Origin of the sequence: Spiroplasma kunkelii CR2-3x (assembly GCF_001274875.1) — a bacterium.
GTDB lineage: Bacteria > Bacillota_I > Bacilli_A > Mycoplasmatales > Mycoplasmataceae > Spiroplasma > Spiroplasma kunkelii.
In genome coordinates this window covers 927,161-944,444 of the sequence record NZ_CP010899.1, presented here as the reverse complement: position 1 = coordinate 944,444, position 17,284 = coordinate 927,161, and the positions used below count along the sequence as shown (strand labels likewise).

General features: G+C 22.8%; 23 protein-coding genes and 3 pseudogenes. 14 read left to right on the top strand and 12 right to left on the bottom strand.

What is annotated here, in order from left to right; all coding sequences use genetic code 4:
• The first annotated feature begins 37 nt into the window (after window positions 1–37).
• The 5 genes from SKUN_RS05175 to SKUN_RS05155 all read left to right on the top strand — a co-directional run bounded on the left by SKUN_RS05175 (window position 38) and on the right by SKUN_RS05155 (window position 4,541).
• On the top strand, window positions 38–1,135 hold the full coding sequence (locus tag SKUN_RS05175) for a nicotinate-nucleotide adenylyltransferase (protein WP_053391136.1): 1,098 nt from the start codon (window positions 38–40) through the stop codon (window positions 1,133–1,135).
• Between the two features lie 4 nt (window positions 1,136–1,139).
• Window positions 1,140–1,820: a 5'-methylthioadenosine/S-adenosylhomocysteine nucleosidase gene (gene mtnN, locus SKUN_RS05170; RefSeq protein WP_053391135.1), complete on the top strand. Its 681-nt coding sequence runs from the start codon at window positions 1,140–1,142 to the stop codon at window positions 1,818–1,820.
• 57 nt (window positions 1,821–1,877) lie between these two features.
• Entirely contained in the window at window positions 1,878–2,702 is an 825-nt protein-coding gene (locus tag SKUN_RS05165) for a Pr6Pr family membrane protein (RefSeq protein WP_053391134.1), read from the top strand.
• A gap of 127 nt (window positions 2,703–2,829) precedes the next feature.
• Complete coding sequence (locus SKUN_RS05160) at window positions 2,830–3,735, top strand: ABC transporter ATP-binding protein (protein ID WP_053391133.1); 906 nt, start codon at window positions 2,830–2,832, stop codon at window positions 3,733–3,735.
• Between the two features lie 275 nt (window positions 3,736–4,010).
• A complete protein-coding gene (locus SKUN_RS05155) occupies window positions 4,011–4,541 on the top strand; it encodes a hypothetical protein (protein WP_053391132.1) in 531 nt (176 codons plus the stop codon).
• Window positions 4,542–4,996: 455 nt separating this feature from the next.
• Here SKUN_RS05155 and SKUN_RS11800 read toward each other — a convergent pair whose 3' ends face one another.
• Entirely contained in the window at window positions 4,997–5,173 is a 177-nt protein-coding gene (locus SKUN_RS11800; RefSeq protein WP_408640748.1) for an integrase core domain-containing protein, read from the bottom strand.
• Window positions 5,174–5,426: 253 nt separating this feature from the next.
• A complete protein-coding gene (locus tag SKUN_RS09855; protein WP_200902980.1) occupies window positions 5,427–6,092 on the bottom strand; it encodes a hypothetical protein in 666 nt (221 codons plus the stop codon).
• Between the two features lie 117 nt (window positions 6,093–6,209).
• On the opposite strand from SKUN_RS09855, the gene SKUN_RS05145 reads away from it, so the two are divergent.
• Entirely contained in the window at window positions 6,210–6,635 is a 426-nt protein-coding gene (locus tag SKUN_RS05145; RefSeq protein ID WP_053391131.1) for a lipoprotein, read from the top strand.
• Between the two features lie 11 nt (window positions 6,636–6,646).
• Here SKUN_RS05145 and SKUN_RS05140 read toward each other — a convergent pair whose 3' ends face one another.
• From SKUN_RS05140 to SKUN_RS05100, 10 genes and pseudogenes are all read right to left on the bottom strand, one after another.
• Entirely contained in the window at window positions 6,647–8,788 is a 2,142-nt protein-coding gene (locus SKUN_RS05140) for a spiroplasma phage ORF1-like family protein (protein WP_053391130.1), read from the bottom strand.
• Window positions 8,789–8,799: 11 nt separating this feature from the next.
• A complete protein-coding gene (locus tag SKUN_RS05135; RefSeq protein ID WP_053391129.1) occupies window positions 8,800–9,036 on the bottom strand; it encodes a hypothetical protein in 237 nt (78 codons plus the stop codon).
• A complete protein-coding gene (locus tag SKUN_RS05130; RefSeq protein ID WP_015988083.1) occupies window positions 9,036–9,413 on the bottom strand; it encodes a hypothetical protein in 378 nt (125 codons plus the stop codon). Before SKUN_RS05130 ends, SKUN_RS05135 begins: the two co-directional genes overlap by 1 nt.
• Window positions 9,406–9,927: pseudogene (locus SKUN_RS05125) on the bottom strand (hypothetical protein); the annotation flags it as partial. The gene SKUN_RS05130 and the pseudogene SKUN_RS05125, both read right to left, overlap by 8 nt.
• Window positions 9,906–10,040 (bottom strand): DUF3688 family protein, encoded by a 135-nt coding sequence (locus SKUN_RS08480; RefSeq protein WP_083436110.1) that lies wholly within the window; start codon window positions 10,038–10,040, stop codon window positions 9,906–9,908. The gene SKUN_RS08480 and the pseudogene SKUN_RS05125, both read right to left, overlap by 22 nt.
• Before the next feature lie 11 nt (window positions 10,041–10,051).
• Window positions 10,052–10,288: a hypothetical protein gene (locus tag SKUN_RS05120; RefSeq protein WP_015967964.1), complete on the bottom strand. Its 237-nt coding sequence runs from the start codon at window positions 10,286–10,288 to the stop codon at window positions 10,052–10,054.
• Window positions 10,288–10,702: pseudogene (locus SKUN_RS05115) on the bottom strand (hypothetical protein). Before SKUN_RS05115 ends, SKUN_RS05120 begins: the two are co-directional and overlap by 1 nt.
• Window positions 10,678–10,848 (bottom strand): annotated as a pseudogene (locus SKUN_RS05110) (DUF3627 domain-containing protein); the annotation flags it as partial. The pseudogenes SKUN_RS05115 and SKUN_RS05110, both read right to left, overlap by 25 nt.
• A gap of 536 nt (window positions 10,849–11,384) precedes the next feature.
• On the bottom strand, window positions 11,385–11,633 hold the full coding sequence (locus SKUN_RS05105; RefSeq protein ID WP_053391127.1) for a hypothetical protein: 249 nt from the start codon (window positions 11,631–11,633) through the stop codon (window positions 11,385–11,387).
• Complete coding sequence (locus SKUN_RS05100) at window positions 11,633–11,839, bottom strand: hypothetical protein (protein WP_053391126.1); 207 nt, start codon at window positions 11,837–11,839, stop codon at window positions 11,633–11,635. The genes SKUN_RS05105 and SKUN_RS05100 overlap by 1 nt, the downstream gene beginning before the upstream one ends.
• A 369-nt stretch (window positions 11,840–12,208) precedes the next feature.
• Here SKUN_RS05100 and SKUN_RS05095 point away from each other — a divergent pair, with 369 nt between their 5' ends.
• From SKUN_RS05095 to SKUN_RS05065, 8 genes are all read left to right on the top strand, one after another.
• Entirely contained in the window at window positions 12,209–13,171 is a 963-nt protein-coding gene (locus SKUN_RS05095) for a CPBP family intramembrane glutamic endopeptidase (RefSeq protein ID WP_053391125.1), read from the top strand.
• A gap of 1,054 nt (window positions 13,172–14,225) precedes the next feature.
• Entirely contained in the window at window positions 14,226–14,348 is a 123-nt protein-coding gene (locus tag SKUN_RS08475) for a hypothetical protein (protein ID WP_083436109.1), read from the top strand.
• A 25-nt stretch (window positions 14,349–14,373) separates the two neighbouring features.
• Entirely contained in the window at window positions 14,374–14,622 is a 249-nt protein-coding gene (locus SKUN_RS05090) for a hypothetical protein (protein ID WP_053391124.1), read from the top strand.
• 599 nt (window positions 14,623–15,221) lie between these two features.
• Window positions 15,222–15,455: a hypothetical protein gene (locus tag SKUN_RS10775; protein WP_053390782.1), complete on the top strand. Its 234-nt coding sequence runs from the start codon at window positions 15,222–15,224 to the stop codon at window positions 15,453–15,455.
• Window positions 15,455–15,712, top strand: a complete 258-nt coding sequence (locus SKUN_RS05080; protein WP_053391122.1) for a hypothetical protein — start codon at window positions 15,455–15,457, stop codon at window positions 15,710–15,712. The genes SKUN_RS10775 and SKUN_RS05080 overlap by 1 nt, the downstream gene beginning before the upstream one ends.
• A gap of 457 nt (window positions 15,713–16,169) precedes the next feature.
• Entirely contained in the window at window positions 16,170–16,427 is a 258-nt protein-coding gene (locus tag SKUN_RS05075) for a hypothetical protein (RefSeq protein WP_053391121.1), read from the top strand.
• A complete protein-coding gene (locus SKUN_RS05070; RefSeq protein WP_083436093.1) occupies window positions 16,420–16,860 on the top strand; it encodes a DUF3627 domain-containing protein in 441 nt (146 codons plus the stop codon). Before SKUN_RS05075 ends, SKUN_RS05070 begins: the two co-directional genes overlap by 8 nt.
• A gap of 152 nt (window positions 16,861–17,012) precedes the next feature.
• Window positions 17,013–17,216: a DUF2649 family protein gene (locus SKUN_RS05065; RefSeq protein ID WP_053391120.1), complete on the top strand. Its 204-nt coding sequence runs from the start codon at window positions 17,013–17,015 to the stop codon at window positions 17,214–17,216.
• Window positions 17,217–17,284: the final 68 nt, after the last annotated feature.

Here is a 17,284-nt window from a genome sequence, read left to right as displayed (position 1 = left end):
GAATTTGCTGTTATTTTTGGATTGGGAGGAAGAATAAATGAAGATAGCATTATTTGGTGGTAGTTTTGACCCATTTCATACTGACCATTTAGCAATGATTAATCTTGTTAAAACAAAAACAGATATTGATGAAATTTGAATTATTCCAACAAATCAGAATCCTTTTAAAACACGAAAATTATCCCCCCCTACGGATCGTATCGCAATGATTAATTTAGCAATCGCTGATTTAGTGGATGTTAAAATTAATTTAATTGAATTAAAAAATGTAAAGCCTAGTACAACATATGAAACTGTTTTAAAATTGCAACAGCAATTTCCTCATCATAAGTTTTATTTTATGATTGGTTCTGATCAACTAGCATCATTAAATAAATGAAACAATATTAATGAATTAGCAAAAATGCAAACTTTTATTGTTTTCCAACGAAATGAACCAATTGATCAAACAATTTTAAAACAATATCAAGCAATGTTAATTCCATTTTATAATAATTTACATTTATCATCAACAATGTTACGAGAAGGAAAAAACATTGCATTACAATTGCCAAATATTACGAATTATATTAATAATAATTTATTATATTTCCCAGAACGACTATGCCAAAATATGGATAAGGAACGCTTTCAACATTGTTTAAATGTTGGTCAAAAAGCGCGGGAATTAGCATTAGTTCATAAGTTAAATCCGCAAAAAGCTTTAATTGCTGGGACTTATCATGATATTACAAAACAATGATTAGAACAAAAACAAAAAGCATATCTAACAAAATATTTACCAACGTTTTTATCAGAGCCAATTGCTACTTGGCATGCCTATACTGGTTATTGCCATTTAAAATATGATTTATTATTTAATGATGAATATATTTTATCAGCAATTAAATGGCATACTGTTGGTCGACCAGAAATGACTTTATTTGAAATGCTAATTTTTGTTGCGGATAAAATTAGTAATGAACGAAATTATTTAAAAGTTGATTATTATCGAACATTAGCTCAAAAAGATTTAGTAAAGGCATTTCAAGAATTATTAATAGTTCAATTTGAACGAGCAGTCGCGAAGCAAAGCATTGATCATTTAGGAAAAAATATACAATTGACTTATCAGCAGTGAAAAGAGGATAAATAACGTTATGAATTTAATTATTAGTGCAATGAAAGAGGAATTGGCAGCAACTTTAAATGTTTTAAAACCAACAATAGTTGATAAATATACCCAGATTGAAGTATATCAAAAAGATAATTTATTATTCGCAATTAGCAAAATTGGATTAGTTAATGCCGCTATGACTTTAACAACCTTACTTAAAGATTATGCAATTAAAACAGTTTATAATCTTGGAACAGTTGGGACTTTAAAACCAAATTTTAAACCATTATCAGTTTTAGCAATTACGGAAGCTTACTATACTTTTGCTGATGCCCAAGAGTTTGGTTATGCAATGGGGCAAATCCCTGGCGAATTACCTAGTTATTATAGTGATAAAAAATTAATAGCTACAATTACAACAAAAATGCCGCACATTCAAACAGCAGTTTTAGGCAGTAGTGATATTTTTATTGATAAAATAGAATATTTTGAGCATATTAAAACTAAATTTAAAAATAAGATTGATGTAGTTGATATGGAAGGTTGTACTTTTTTTCAAGTTGCTTTAAATTATCAGATCCCAATTGTTAGTATTAAAATTGTTACAGATTATTTACAAGCAAATAAGAAAAGTTCAACAATACAATTTAAACAAAATTTATCACAGGCAGGAATTTTAATTTGTGAATTAATTTCAGGAGAATTATTTAATAATCAAGAATAAAAAATTAAAAATTAAGATATAATTTAATCAATGTTATCAATTAGAAAGAGGGATTAAATGCAAAACTTTATCAAATATTATTGTCGTGACTGACGGTTTTGATTCAAAATAATTATTGCATTAGTTGCTTTATTTGGATTACTAACTAATTATTTAACTAATTTACTTCATTTAGACAAAATGATTGTGACGGACAGTAATAACCAAGTAACATATTTATGAGCTGTTTATGATCAAACAGGCACAATTAATCATTGAAATTATGCTGGTTACACAATATGATGAATTTCATTTTTTACAACACAATCAAATTTTTTAGTATTAATTTGATTTGTAATTGCAATTATTTGCCATCGGCAAGAAGGGATTATTAAACCATTAAAAACTTATTTCTCATTATCAGTTGTTGTGTATATTACCGTTACTTGTTTAATTTACAATTTCGTATTATTACCAGCAATCTTAAAAAATAAAGATTTAATGTGAGGGCCTCTACAGTGAACAGAGCAAATTATTCTGCATGCTGTTTTACCAGTATTAACAATTATTTATATTGTTATCTTTGCTAAGCAGTCTCCATTAGTTTCAACAAAGCAATTTTATCGACAAAAATTAGGGTGATATTTTATTTATCCAATTTTATATGGTATTTATGGAGTTATTAAAGGAATATTATGTGAATATAGTGGAATGCATCTAAAGATTGCATATCAATATTTCTTTTTACAAATTACAAATCCAAAAGTACAAGGTCTATCTGGTATTGTTTGATTTATAATTGCTATTATTTTAATTTCAGGGATTATTTCTGCTTTTGGAGGCTTATATCATTTTAGTATGGTAAAAGTTACAAAACGTTGTCAACAAGCAAAAAATTTTTAATAAATATTTTACTCAGCAATTAAGTTATTAAAAGTACTTATGTGCTTTTTTATTAAATATAATAATAAAATATTAATTTATATGGTATTAATTGTTTTAATTTAAAAAATAGACAGGAATGAGAGATATGGAAATAATATCATTAAAAAATATTACAAAGAAATATAACCCTAATATTGGTTGTTTTAATATTAATATAGACGTTAAAAAAGGAGAAGTTTATGGATTTATTGGCCCCAATGGTGCTGGTAAAACAACTGTTATTCGTCAAATGGTAGGATTTATTAAATCTGATAATGGTACAGGTACTATTTTAGGTTATGATGTATGAAAAAATACTAAAAATATTATGAAAGATTTAGGTTATTTAGCTGGTGAAGTTAATTTACCAAATTATATGACAGGAATTAGTTATTTAAAAACAATTTCTGAAATTAGAGGAAATGTTGATTGGGAATATGTAGAAAAACTAATTGAATATTTTGATTTTAATCCTAAACAGAAAATTAAAAAAATGTCAAAAGGAATGAAACAAAAAGTAGCTATAATTAGTGCTTTTATGCATAAGCCAAAAGTATTAATTTTAGATGAACCAACTTCAGGATTAGACCCTTTAATGCAACAAAAATTTGATACATTAGTTAAAAATTCACAAAAACAAGATGCAACCATTTTTATGAGTTCCCATATTTTTAGCGAAATTGATAATACTTGTGATAAAGTAGCAATTATTAAAAAAGGTAAAATTGTATCAGAAGTTAATATTATAGAACTTAAAAATAATGCTGATAAAATTTATGAATTAAAATTTATAACTATTAATGATTATGATAATTTTATGAAGAAAAAATGAAAAATAATTGATACTAATAAAGTAACAAAAATAATAAAAGTTGAAATCAGTCAAAATAATATAAATAATTTTTTAAAAGAAATAACAGATTATCAACTAGAATATTTTAAAGAATTACCATTTAATTTAGAACAACATTTTATTAAATTTTATGAAAAAGAGGTAAATTTCAATGATTAATTTAAAATTTGTAAAATTACAGTTTAAAAATATAAAAATAGTTTTAATTACATGATCTATTTTTCTTTTATTATTAACAATTTTTTCCTGCAACTCTAAAATGTTTTAATCCAACTACTAAAGATATTTTTACAGGTGCAATTTGTCTTAAATATTTTACTTATGGTATTTATTGTGGGGTTATTTTAATTTTTCCATATTCAATAATTGCAGCTTATATATTATTAAAGAAAGAAATTAATAAAGGCTATTTCGCTTGTTGATTAGTATTACCTATGTCAAGAAAAACAATTTTAAACTCAAAAATTTTTACATTAATTTTATCAATTATAATTTTAAATATTGGATCTTTAATTTTACAGTTAATTTTTTTCTCTTTGGTTTACCAAAAAGATTTTAATCAACAAAATCAAATAAACTTAGTTCTTACAAGTTTTTCATTTTTATTATTATGAATATTATGAACTTCTATTGTTTGAGTTATTAATTGTTGTTTTGATAACTCTGTACTATGTTTAACAATATTATCATTTATTTCAATATTATTTTTAATATTATATGTTTTAGCTTATTATTTAAATAATTTAAATTTCCATAATTTAAAATTTTTAACAATTATTTCATTATTTAAATCAGCATTAAATTTTACTGAGTTACCATCAGCTTATAAAGGTCTTATTATTGCTGAACCAGTAAAACCTAAAAGTTTGGATTTTTCTTGACAATTACCAACTATGTTTATTTTAGGAACTAGTTTATTTTTTTTAGGAAATTGAATATTTAATAAAAAAAGTTTATCATTATAAATTATTTTAAAAAATATAAATAATAAAAACAGTAACTAAATTTGCTGTTTTTTATTTTGTTAAAATAGAAAGGAAAAATAAAAATGTTATAAAAAAGTGTTTTTGATATTTATATTGAATTTATACAGATTATATTTGCTGTAGATATGCTGCCCGCGTTGGTTTATATTTGTTTTACTTTGTTTTTAACTTTTATTATTGCTATTATTTTTTGAATATTTAGATTGATATTTAGGGGGTTTTGTTAATTACTTGAAATCAGTTTTTAGATAAAGTTTATCAAGGTTTATATAAGTTTGTAGTATACCACATACATTTTAAAGATTACAAGAAAATAACAAAAATAATAAAAATATTTATTTATAATATAAAAATATCATAAAATAAATAAATAAAAAATATAAAATTAAACAAACTAAAAATTAGTTTAAATACAAAAACTTAATAATTTAAAATTATTTAATTAAACTATTCAAAAAGTTAAATGGTGTCTGAAAATTTAAAGACTTATGAGATCTTTCAAAATTATAAAAATAATAATAATCATTTAATTTATTCTGTAAACTAACGACATTTAATATTTTTTCTTCAAATACAAATAATTTAGTATAATTTTGATGAAATCTTTCAATCTTGCCGTTTGACTGTGGAGAACGAACGGGTGTTGTCTGATGAAAAATATTTTTATCTGTTAAAAATTGAGTAAAATTAGTTTCTTTAACATTATTTTTTTGATTATTCCGATAATTATTAATAAATTCAGAACTGTTATCAGTTCTAATCCGTGTTATTTTAACACCAAATATATTTTAAAATCACTAATTGCTTTTTTAACAGAATCAATAGCATTATCAATACTTAATTTATCATAAACATATCCTAATGCTAATCTTTTTTTTCATCAATAAAATCATAAACATAATACTTTTTATCAACTGAAAATTTACTTGGTACAAAATATTTAGCGTCCATCTGTAATAAACCTATTTCTTTAACTTCATATCTTGGATGTTGTTTTTTAATTTCTTTAATTTTATTTTTTATTTTTAATCATCTTTCATCTTTTTTAAGTCAACGAAAAAATGTTTTTAAATTTTTTGGTGCTTTATTTTTTAATTCTTCTCCATGAATCCCTTTTTTTAAATTATAAAACAAAGATAAAACACCACCAGCACACTTATTACAATATTCAAAATATAAATTACAAATATTTTGACGAACATCTTTACTATATTGATAATTAATATTATTAGGAATTGTTGACTTTAATAACAATTTATTAAAATCATTATTTTTATATGCAATTAAAATTCTATTCGCTCAATAATAAAAAGTTGAAAACTTATTTTTAAAATATTTTTTAATTAAATCTTTCAACAAAAATTTATCATTATTAATATAATTAATATAATAATCATTACACAAATTAATATATGAAAATATTTTTTGTTTTATTTTTTTATAATATTTATTTTTATAATTTTTACTTAAAAAATTTTTAAATTTTGCTTGTAAATCAAACAAATTAAAATTATTAATAATATATTTCATTAATTTACACCTACCATCAAAAATATATAAAATTAATATTTAATACAAAATAATTAATATATAATTGATATATAATAAAATCGATTATATATAAAACAATAAAAAGGAGCAATATATATGAAAAAATGAATAAGTATTTTAGGAACAATCGGATTAACAGCAACAAGTACAACAACACTAATCAGGTGTGAAAAATCTGAAAAACCAAATAATAATAAAGAAGAAAATAAACCGATAATACCAACACCAGAAGCACAACAACCACCAGAAAATAGTAATTGAAAATTAATTACTAATAAATATATTCCACGAGATACTGGGTGATACATTATGATTCATCGAGCGTCTACAGATGGTACATGATTGTTAGAAAAAATTAATAGTTCAAAATTTTTTGGAAATGTTACTGTTGATTTTGGATTTCCAACTGGTATCATTTATAAATGAGAATTAAATAATCAACCTATACACTCTCAATTACCAACCATCAACGAAAAAACTGGTGAAATTACTGATTGAAAAGAACAAAAAGGAACTGAATAACAGTTCCTTTTTTATATTAATCGTACAAATTTCATAAAGATAATTAATAAAAAAATATTTGTTATTGTACTATACAATGCAGGATTAAATTTTCATACCTCAAATATTTGACTAAAAAAACTATATACTGTCTCAAAAACCTTGCCAACACCACTCGCTAACTCGTTAACTTGTTTAACTCCCGGAATAGTATTAACAATCCAAATCACCGCATTTTTAATATGAGCACCAAAATCTCATCAACCTTTAGGAGTTATATATTGAACTTGTCATCATTGTTTATCAGGGAATAAACCACCACTATTTATCTCTTGTCAATTATAAATCCCAAAATTAAAATCATAATAACGGTACATATCATTTTCTTTTTGTGCTTGCAATTCAAAAACATTATAACCAATTTTTTGTTCTTCAATTTTCTTATATTGCAAACCATATTTTGATTGTAAATCACCACCAAAAACATAACCAGAATTTAACTTAATATCATAATTATTAACAACCGAAAAATCATAATTAAAAACACTACCATAATTATTAATGGTATAAAACCGATTTTTAAATGCTGAATATAATTTAATATCTAATTGCTTATATTTATCTGAAAAATAAAAATATCGTGGATAAATTTTAAAACCATTATTTACTAATAAACCATATTTTTTATTATATCCTTGTACATAAGTATTATTTTCTAAATCAAAAATCGTTCGTAAATAATTAGTATAAAATTTCTGTGAAATCTTAAACATACTATTTAATAATTTATCAAATTGTAATTTATCGTTAATATTTTCACTCAACAAAATATTATTAAAATTTTGCAATTTCAACGCAAAAAAGTTAACTAAAACAGTATCATACTGTAAATTATTAATATATCCATTTTCAATAAACGAACTACGATTTTGGAACACTGGCACCAAAGCACTTGCAAAAAACGACTGTAAAAACTTAGATAAATCAAATTGACCGTTAAACTGTTGATAATATCTTAAATCTTTATTATTTAATGATGAATAAATTGAACTATTAAAATTAAAAACTTCACCCGTTACCGTTCGCATAAAACTAAAATTAAAACTTAAATCATCACTATTAACATTATTTAACTCCAAACTACCCGAAATAATTAAATTTGCTTCATCAACAGTCAAAATCATCCGATAAATTGCTTTTTTAATATTTTTAACATTTAATTCATCAACCGTCTCAAAATAAAAAATTATCCGCTTTGTTCCAACCTTATTCGGATTTTCATAATCCGCACTACCACCTTGTTGAACTCTAATATTTTCTTGCAAAACAGCAGTTAAAGAATAATTAATAAATTCTTTTACGAAATTTTGTTGATAAGTATTTCAGTCAGTAATTTCACCAGTGTTTTCGTTGATGGTTGGTAATTGAGAGTGTATAGGTTGATTATTTAATTCTCATTTATAAATGATACCAATTGGAAATCCAAAATCAACAATAACATTTCCAAAAAATTTTGAACTATTAATTTTTTCTAACAATCATGTACCATCTGTAGACGCTCGATGAATCATAATGTATCACCCAGTATCTCGTGGAATATATTTATTAGTAATTAATTTTCAATTATCTTGTTTTAACTTAACTCTTGGATAATGATTTTCTTTATAACGCTCAACATTATCCACAATTTTTTTAGACACATCATACATATTATATTTTACGGCAAAAGCATAAATAAAATCAGTTAAATCATTTAAAAAATTTCCCTTTTTAACATCATAAAATTTTTCAACCATATATGTATTTTTTCAACTATCTCACATGTGATAAAAACTAAAAAAAGATGAACTTGGTTTATCATAAACAACTCCTGTTGAATAACTATCTTGTAAAAAATCCAAATACCATTTATCATTAAACAATAATTTTTTTGATGTTTTTAAAGTTGGATTAATAAAATAATTTGTTTCAGACCAATTTTCAAAAAAACTGCTGCGTAAAAACATTGTATTAATAAAATCAGTTTCATTAATACCTTTACCAGTACTATTCTCTTGTTTAAGCGTATAATACTTCTCATTTAACGGTCTAAACGCCGTTAAAGTAATAAATGGAATAACCAAACCTAAAAAACTTAAAATAAATATGGCAAATAAAGATAACGATTTTTTCATAAACTTAACTCCTAACTATACAATGTTTTTGAAACAATAAACCCAACAATATATAAACTCGATATTATTAACATTAACGGATGACTAAACAAAACTGCCATTCTACCAAATAATCAAATTAACCACGTATCAGAATTATATAAATCCATAATAATATTTTTTGCTGATGTAAATTGATTAATAATAACAGTAATAAAACCAGTTCCAAATATAGCGATTGCCGCCACCAATAAAACTAATTTAATCATTATTTAACACCTCTTTTAATTTTTGCTTGTTGTCTAATATTTTGACGTTTAATTTCTCGTTTAACTTGTTGCTTATTACTATTCTGATAAACATTTTTACCAACATTAATACCTTTTCGTACAGTTGACGAATATATTTGCGAAACACCATTATTAACTGTTGAACCTAAATTATTATACTGTGTTGATGTGCCGTGAATTGCGTAAATTGATAACTTAATAACCATAAAAAAAATTAAAAAATAAGCAATCGACGTATTTGTCATAGGTAACTTTGTATTTCAAATTACATCAAAAATAAACAAAAATATATCAAAAACAAAACTAAAAATCTTGTCTCAATTACTATTATTATTTTCAACTAATAAATTAATCATCTTTCCTATTTCCTTTCTCTTTTTTAGGTTTTAAATTCTTTTTCAAAATATCAATATCAAATAACTCCAATCGTTCTTTAACACTTAATTTTGTAATTTCCGACCAATAATATTCTTTTTTATTAATAATTTCATCATTTTTTAAATCACGCACAAATTTTAATCATTGACTATCATACTTATTGGCAAATTCAAGCGGAATAATTATTTTAAAAAACCGAATTCCTAATCCAACATCCGACTTATGTTTTACTCGTTTACCTTCTGCTGTTCGTTCTACTGATTTTGTTTTTCAAATTTCATAATCTGTTATATCTTGAAAAATTCCAATTCGCATAATAAAGAAACGATTAAAAAAATTAAATTCCTTTTTAGCAACAAGTTTTTTCAATGAAATTGGAATAATAATTCCACTTGCTAACTGGCGAATATTATTTCAAATCATACCCTCACGCTGAGCAGTAAACAACGCACGATTACCAAAATGTCTCGCTAAAAAAATTCACGGTATTTTAATATATAATGCTTCTCATTTAACGGTCTAAACGCCGTTAAAGTAATAAATGGAATAACCAAACCTAAAAAACTTAAAATAAATATGGCAAATAAAGATAACGATTTTTTCATAAACTTAACTCCTAACTATACAATGTTTTTGAAACAATAAACCCAACAATATATAAACTCGATATTGTTAACATTAACGGATGACTAAACAAAACTGCCATTCTGCCAAATAATCAAATCAACCAAGTATCAGAATTATATAAATCCATAATAATATTTTTTGCTGATGTAAATTGATTAATAATAACAGTAATAAAACCAGTTCCAAATATAGCGATTGCCGCCACCAATAAAACTAATTTAATCATTATTTATGCACTCTCCTATACGCTTGTTCTCTTGTTTTTGCTTGTTTTGCTAAACTTGATAATTGTTTTTTATTACGATTAATTTTAAATTGTTTACGCTCTTTAATATGTTTTTGCATACCTTGTTTAGTATCAGAAACACCGTGAACTGTTGAATAATAAATATTTGACACCCCCGTTTGTACTGTTTAACCTAAATTATTATATTGTGTTTATGTGCCGTGAATTGCATAAATAGATAGCTTAATAACCATAAAAAAGACTAAAAAAATAAGCAATCGATGTATTTGTCATCAGTAATTTTGTATTTCAAATTACATCAAAAATAAACAAAAATATATCAAAAACAAAACTAAAAATCTTGTCTCAATTACTATTATTATTTTCAACTCTGAATGTTTTTCACTCGAATAAATAAACTTATTACTCAACCAAAAACCAATATGGCGATTATGATTGGGTAAATTAATAAAACTTGCTTTATCTGTTGTAAAAGGGATAAATTCCTTACTAATAAAATAATTTTCTACATTCTGATTTTTATTAACAAAATTACTCAATTTTATCAACTCCTAACTAAATTATTTGTTTAATAAACAATGTTATGAATAATGTTAATATATTGTTTATTTAATGTTTAATAAACACTGTTAATAAACATTGTTAAATACATAAAATAATAAAAATTGGCACACTGAAAAATACTATTTAATTTTTAACAATAGTTATTAAAATATAAAATTAATCATTTATAATTAAATTGATATTTTTACATTATATACTGTTTACAAATTTTAAAATAGAAATATTTTTTACAACATTATTTATATTAATTCCTACTAAAAAAATATTTTTCATAATAGATTCAATATTATGAATAATAAACAATATAAATTTATCAACCATAGAAAATATAGTTAAGCTTATATATATAATAGGAATTTTTATTATTCCAATATTAACGATAGTAATAAAGTTTATTAAAAAATAAATTTGTAAACAGTATATAGTGTAAAAATAAACAATAAAATTATTTAATCAAATCACATATAAAAACTAGTGTTACACAGTTAAAATACATGATAAATAATAAATACTAAAATCCTTTAACCATAAGACGGAAAAAGTTTAATACTTTAATAATTAAAAAAATTGCAAACGGAATTAAAATAATTCACGCATCGCCTAAAAAAACCATTATCTCAGGTAAAATATTTGTTATACCTTCTTTAACTTTTCATAATGTACTAGTTAAACCAGTTCAAATACCAGCCATACCCTCAGTCATAGTTTTAGGTGTATTTGTTAAAAAATTAACTGCTGTTGTTAAATACATACCTAACATTATTTTTTATCATCCTTTCTTTCAATTTCTTTTTTATCTTTTTTATTTCGTTCAATTTGACGAATTTTTTGATAAATTGATAAACCAATTCAAGCAAAAATCCCTAATATAATAACAACACTAAATATTGTCGTTAATCAAGTTGGCATAATATAACTCCCTTCTAATGGAAAAAAAATAATTCAATTTTCATCTAAAAATAACATATTAAATCTTCTTTCTAAAAATTAAAAAATTGAAATTTGCAAACTCGCTCCGCTCGTTGTCGCTTCGCTCCATTAAAAAACATTATTGAATAAATTATTCCGCGTAATTTATTAGCGGAATAATTTATTCTTTTACTTTTTAATTTCAATATCTTTTGCAATCTTATTAACAGTATTAATAACATTATCTTTACCATACTTTTTCACTAGAGACCGCAAAATAAAATATTGCTTTATTTTCATAATTTCAACCTCATATAATTAACTTTAAAAAGTTAACTAAATTAATAGTTAACTTTTTATCGGTTGGCATTTACAATTTACAAATTTATTATATAATGAAAAGTAGGATTTAAAGGAGTAATAAAAATGACTAATAATGATAATGTTTATAATAATTCTAAAAGAACATGATATGAGTTAAAACCAACATTAGTTGATTGTGCTGCTCCCTTTGATTTTAATTTAGTTAAACTTAAAAATACTGGTTATATTTTTTTAGGAACAGCTATTTTTGCTCCCTTTTTTATTAATATTCTAATTTCATATATGTTTAAACATAATGAATATGCTTTAGCAGGGATGAACTTTATTAGTTGGATTATTGTTGCAGTTGGTTCATATTTTGTTATTAGTGGTGCACAAAGTGAAATTATGCGGTCAGGTGCTATTTACTTTTATTATTTTTATTTTATTCCAAATATTATTGGTTTAGTAATTGGAACCATTGTAAATCAGTTTCACCCATCTTATAGTATTCAAACAACAATTAATTTATTAACATTAATAATTTCGGGATTGGTGACAATTTTTATTTTTTATCGGTCATCACCATTAATTTTTGAAAAAATTAAATTAACTTTAAAACAAGATTGCAAACGTCTTTTTGTTGTTTGCTCAATTAGTATTATTGCTGTTTTTTCAATTCATTTATTTTTTGTTTATTTACAATTATTAATAACAGCAACAACTTCAAACAATCAAAATAATTTAATTAAAGGACTAGATAAATGATGAAATATCGCTTTCTTATTTATCTATACAATTTTAATTGCTCCAGTTATTGAAGAATTAGCAACTAGACACGGAATTTTTAGTTTAAGTGGTAACAAATGACTTGGATTTGTTGCATCAACAATTTTCTTTGCTGGCATGCATGTCTCTGGAACCGGTGATTGAGAACATTTTATTGGATATATTGGAGCATCATTAACACTAGGAATGCTATTTCTTATTGTTAATGGGAATGTTACATATACCATAATTCCGCATGCCGGTTATAATTGCATTGTTGCGATTTTAATTCTTGCTGCACCAAAATTTTTAGCATAATTAATTTTAAAAAAGCATTTTAATGCTTTTTATTTTTTTGAAACAAACTTATGCATATATATATTTAATTAGTTATATTCTAAGACAATGAATGATTTTATAAAAAAGATTCTTTAGAGATTTATTTATAGTAATATTATTATTAATCATTATATAATCTAATGACGTCAACAATCTTAGCATTAATCATTTTTTTGCAAGTTTCATTATTACTATAAAAATTATTATATTTATTTAACTTATCACCGTAATATTCAATATTTCCTCAGCTAATTTTTGAAAAAAATCACTTTCTTGATCTAAAAACATAATTATTTGTAATTTATAGGGTTAATTAAGTGAATATTAAATGTATGTCACAATTGTCATCCATCTTTTTTTAAATCTCAATCATTAAAAACAATATCACCTTTATTATCATTGTTTTTATATATAAATCTAAATTTGATTGTCCCTCTATTATTAATGGTTCTCTTTGCTGGTCTAATAATGAACTAGTGGCAATGATTTTAGACATAGTTCCAAAACCAAAAATAATGGGTGCTAATAAACTAAATATTTTTTTTATTTCACTTGTTTCCTTTCTCTTTTTTATTTTTAACAGATTTTTTCATAATTTATAAAATACTATCTTATTTATTTTGAGAGTTATTTTAATTAAATTAATACACTTTTTGATTTATTTACCATTTATAATTATTTTTATATATAACAAAATAATTAATATTAAATATTATGGAAAGAATTAAATATATAAATAATTTTAATAAAAGATACTAATTATGCATTTTGTAATTGAAGTGCAACAAATCAACTTCTTTCTGAGTTGATTTTTTAATGGAAAGAAAATATTATTTTATTTTGCAGTCGCTAGTGAAAAAGTATGGTAAAGATAATGTTATTAATACTGTAAATAAAATATTAATTAATAATGTAAAAGAAAATGAATAAATTATCCGCGTAATTTATTAGCGGTAATTTATTTAATATTGTTTATTTTGAGCGTAGCAAACACGCAGAGCGTAACACGATATTTTTATAGAGAAGATATATTATGCCAACTTGATTAACGACAATATTTAGTGTTGTTATTATATTAGGGATTTTTGCTTGAATTGGTTTATTAATTTATCAAAAAATTAAACAAATTCGAGGAAAGAAAAAAGAAAAAAAATAAATTGAAAGAAAGGAGGATAAAAATAATGTTAGGTATGTATTTAACAACAGCAGTTAATTTTTTAGCAAATACACCTAAAACTATGTCTGAGGGTATGAATGGTATTTGAACTGGATTAACTAGTGCATTATGAAAAGTTAAAGAAGGTATAACAAATATTTTACCTGAGATAATGGTTTTTTTAGGCAATGCGTGAATTATTTTAATTCCGTTTGCAATTTTTTTAATTATTAAAGTATTAAACTTTTTCTGTGTTATGGTTAAAGGATTTTAGTATTTATTATTTATCATGTATTTTAACTGTGTAACACTAGTTTTTATATGTGATTTGATTAAATAATTTTATTGTTTATTTTTACACTATATACTGTTTACAAATTTATTTTTTAATAAACTTTATTACTATTGTTAATATTGGAATAATAAAAATTCCTATTATATATATAAGATTAACTATATTTTCTATGGTTGATAAATTTATATTGTTTATTATTCATAATATTGAGTCTATTATGAAAAATATTTTTTTAGTAAGAATTAATATAAATAATGTTGTAAAAAATATTTCTATTTTAAAATTTGTAAACAGTATATAGTGTTAAAAATATCAATTTAATTATAAATGTGTAGAAACCACACACATTTTGTATTTTTGGTTTTTACAGTTTTGGAAAGTAAATTTTTTTAATATTTTTAATTAAGGAGTTGAAATTATGCAAACAAAGCAATATTTTATTTTGCGGTCGCTAGTGAAAAAGTATGGTAAAGATAATGTTATTAATACTGTTAATAAGATTGCAAAAGATATTGAAATTAAAAAGTAAAAGAATAAATTATTCCGCTAATAAATTACGCGGAATAATTTATTCAATAATGTTTTTTAATGGAGCGAAGCGACAACGAGCGGAGCGAGTTTGCAAATTTCAATTTTTTAATTTTTTAGAAGGGAGTTATATTATGCCAATTTGATTAACGACAATATTTAGTGTTCTTATTGTATTGGGGATTTTTCTTTATATTGGTTTAGGAATTTATCAAAAAATTCGTCAAATTGAACGAAATAAAAAAGATAAAAAAGAAATTGAAAGAAAGGAGGATAAAAAATAATGTTAGGTATGTATTTAACAACGGCGGTTAATTTTTTAATAACAACAGCACCTACACCTAAAACTATGACTGAGGGTATGACTGGTATTTGAACTGGATTAACTAGTGCATTATGAAAATTTAAAGATGGTGTAACAAATATTTTACCTGAGATAATGGTTTTTTTAGGCGATGCGTGAATTATTTTAATTCCGTTTGCTATATTTTGTATTATAAAAATATTAAATTTTTTCCGTATTATGGTTAAAGGAGTTTAGTATTTATTATTTATCATATATTTTAACTGTGGCACACTAGTTTTTATATGTGATTTGATGTAAAAAATGAATTTATTAAATAGAAAAATGAACTTATTATATTTACTATTAAAGTTCTTAATAGTTATTTTCAGTGTGCCAATTTTTATTATTTTATATATTTAACAATGTTTATTAACAGTGTTTATTAAACATTAAATAAACAATATATTAACATTTTTTATAACATTGTTAATAATCAGTGTTTATTACAATAAATAAACATTATACGAACATTATTTATAACATTGTTTATTAAGCTGTAAATGTTTTCTAAATAAGTGTTTAATTTTTTTAGTTAAGTTGTGAGCTGTTAATTTACAACAAATATTTAGTTAGGAGATTATATTATGGATATGAAATTTAAAACAACTAAGGAATATAAAAAAATAAAGAGAGATTTTATTAAAGATATTTTTTGATTAAATTTGATTTGTTTTTTGGACATATTATTAATTTATTTATTTTAAGTTTATTTATTTATCTTTCAATATTAAGTTATGGTAAAGATTTTCCATTCTTTGAAATTATTATGTCTGTATTTGCTTTTATATCATTTATTTTTATGATTATTATGCATATAAAATATATTTTTGAAATTAAGGTGGATTTTGATGTTGAAAAAGAAAAATTAATTCAATATTGACAAATTGAAGGAGTTGATAAAATTGAGTAATTATATTAAGAAAAATCAGAATATAGAAAATTATTTTATTAGTAAGGAATTTATCCCTTTTACAACAGATAAAGCAAGTTTTATTAATTTACCCAATCATAATCGCCATATTGGTTTTTGGTTGAGTAATAAGTTTATTTATCCGAGTGAAAAACATTCAGAGCAAGTAGCAATTGGTTTGATTTATGATAATTCTTATCCTATTATAAAGTATGATGAAAATTTAAAGCGAAATATTTGAAAATATTTAACTGGAACAGAATTAATCAATTTATATAATCAATATAAACAAAATTATTTTACTAAAATGAAAGAAGCGTTATTTTCAAGTGAACCTAAAAAAGTAAAAGCAAATAATAACAATAATAATTTAATAAATTGAACTGTTGAAAAAGAGCAACAATTAATTAAAGATTTGGAAGATTTAAATTAAATGAGTTTATATGATTATTGAGTTCAATTTGTTAGTTATATTATTGGTTCAAATGCTCCTGAGTTTTTATATCTTATATAGTTTGTGTTATTTATTGTTTTGTTTTTTGGAATGTTTTTTAAACTTATTCAAAAAATGTGGAGTTTTTAAATATGCAAAATGATTGAATTAAATTAAAAGAGTTTTTTATTCATATATTTTTGTTTATAGATAAAATGAATGTTGAAAGTATTACAATGTGGAATTTAACACAAAATGAATATTTAACTTTAATGGTTGGTATTTGAATTGTGATTTGGTCTTTTACTTGGTTTTTAATGTGAATGGTTTTTAAGATAGTTGGGTATTTTAAATAATGAAAAAGTTTATATTTTTCTTTAAAAACTATTGTTATATTAGTGGTTCAATGCTTTTGTTTAGTTTG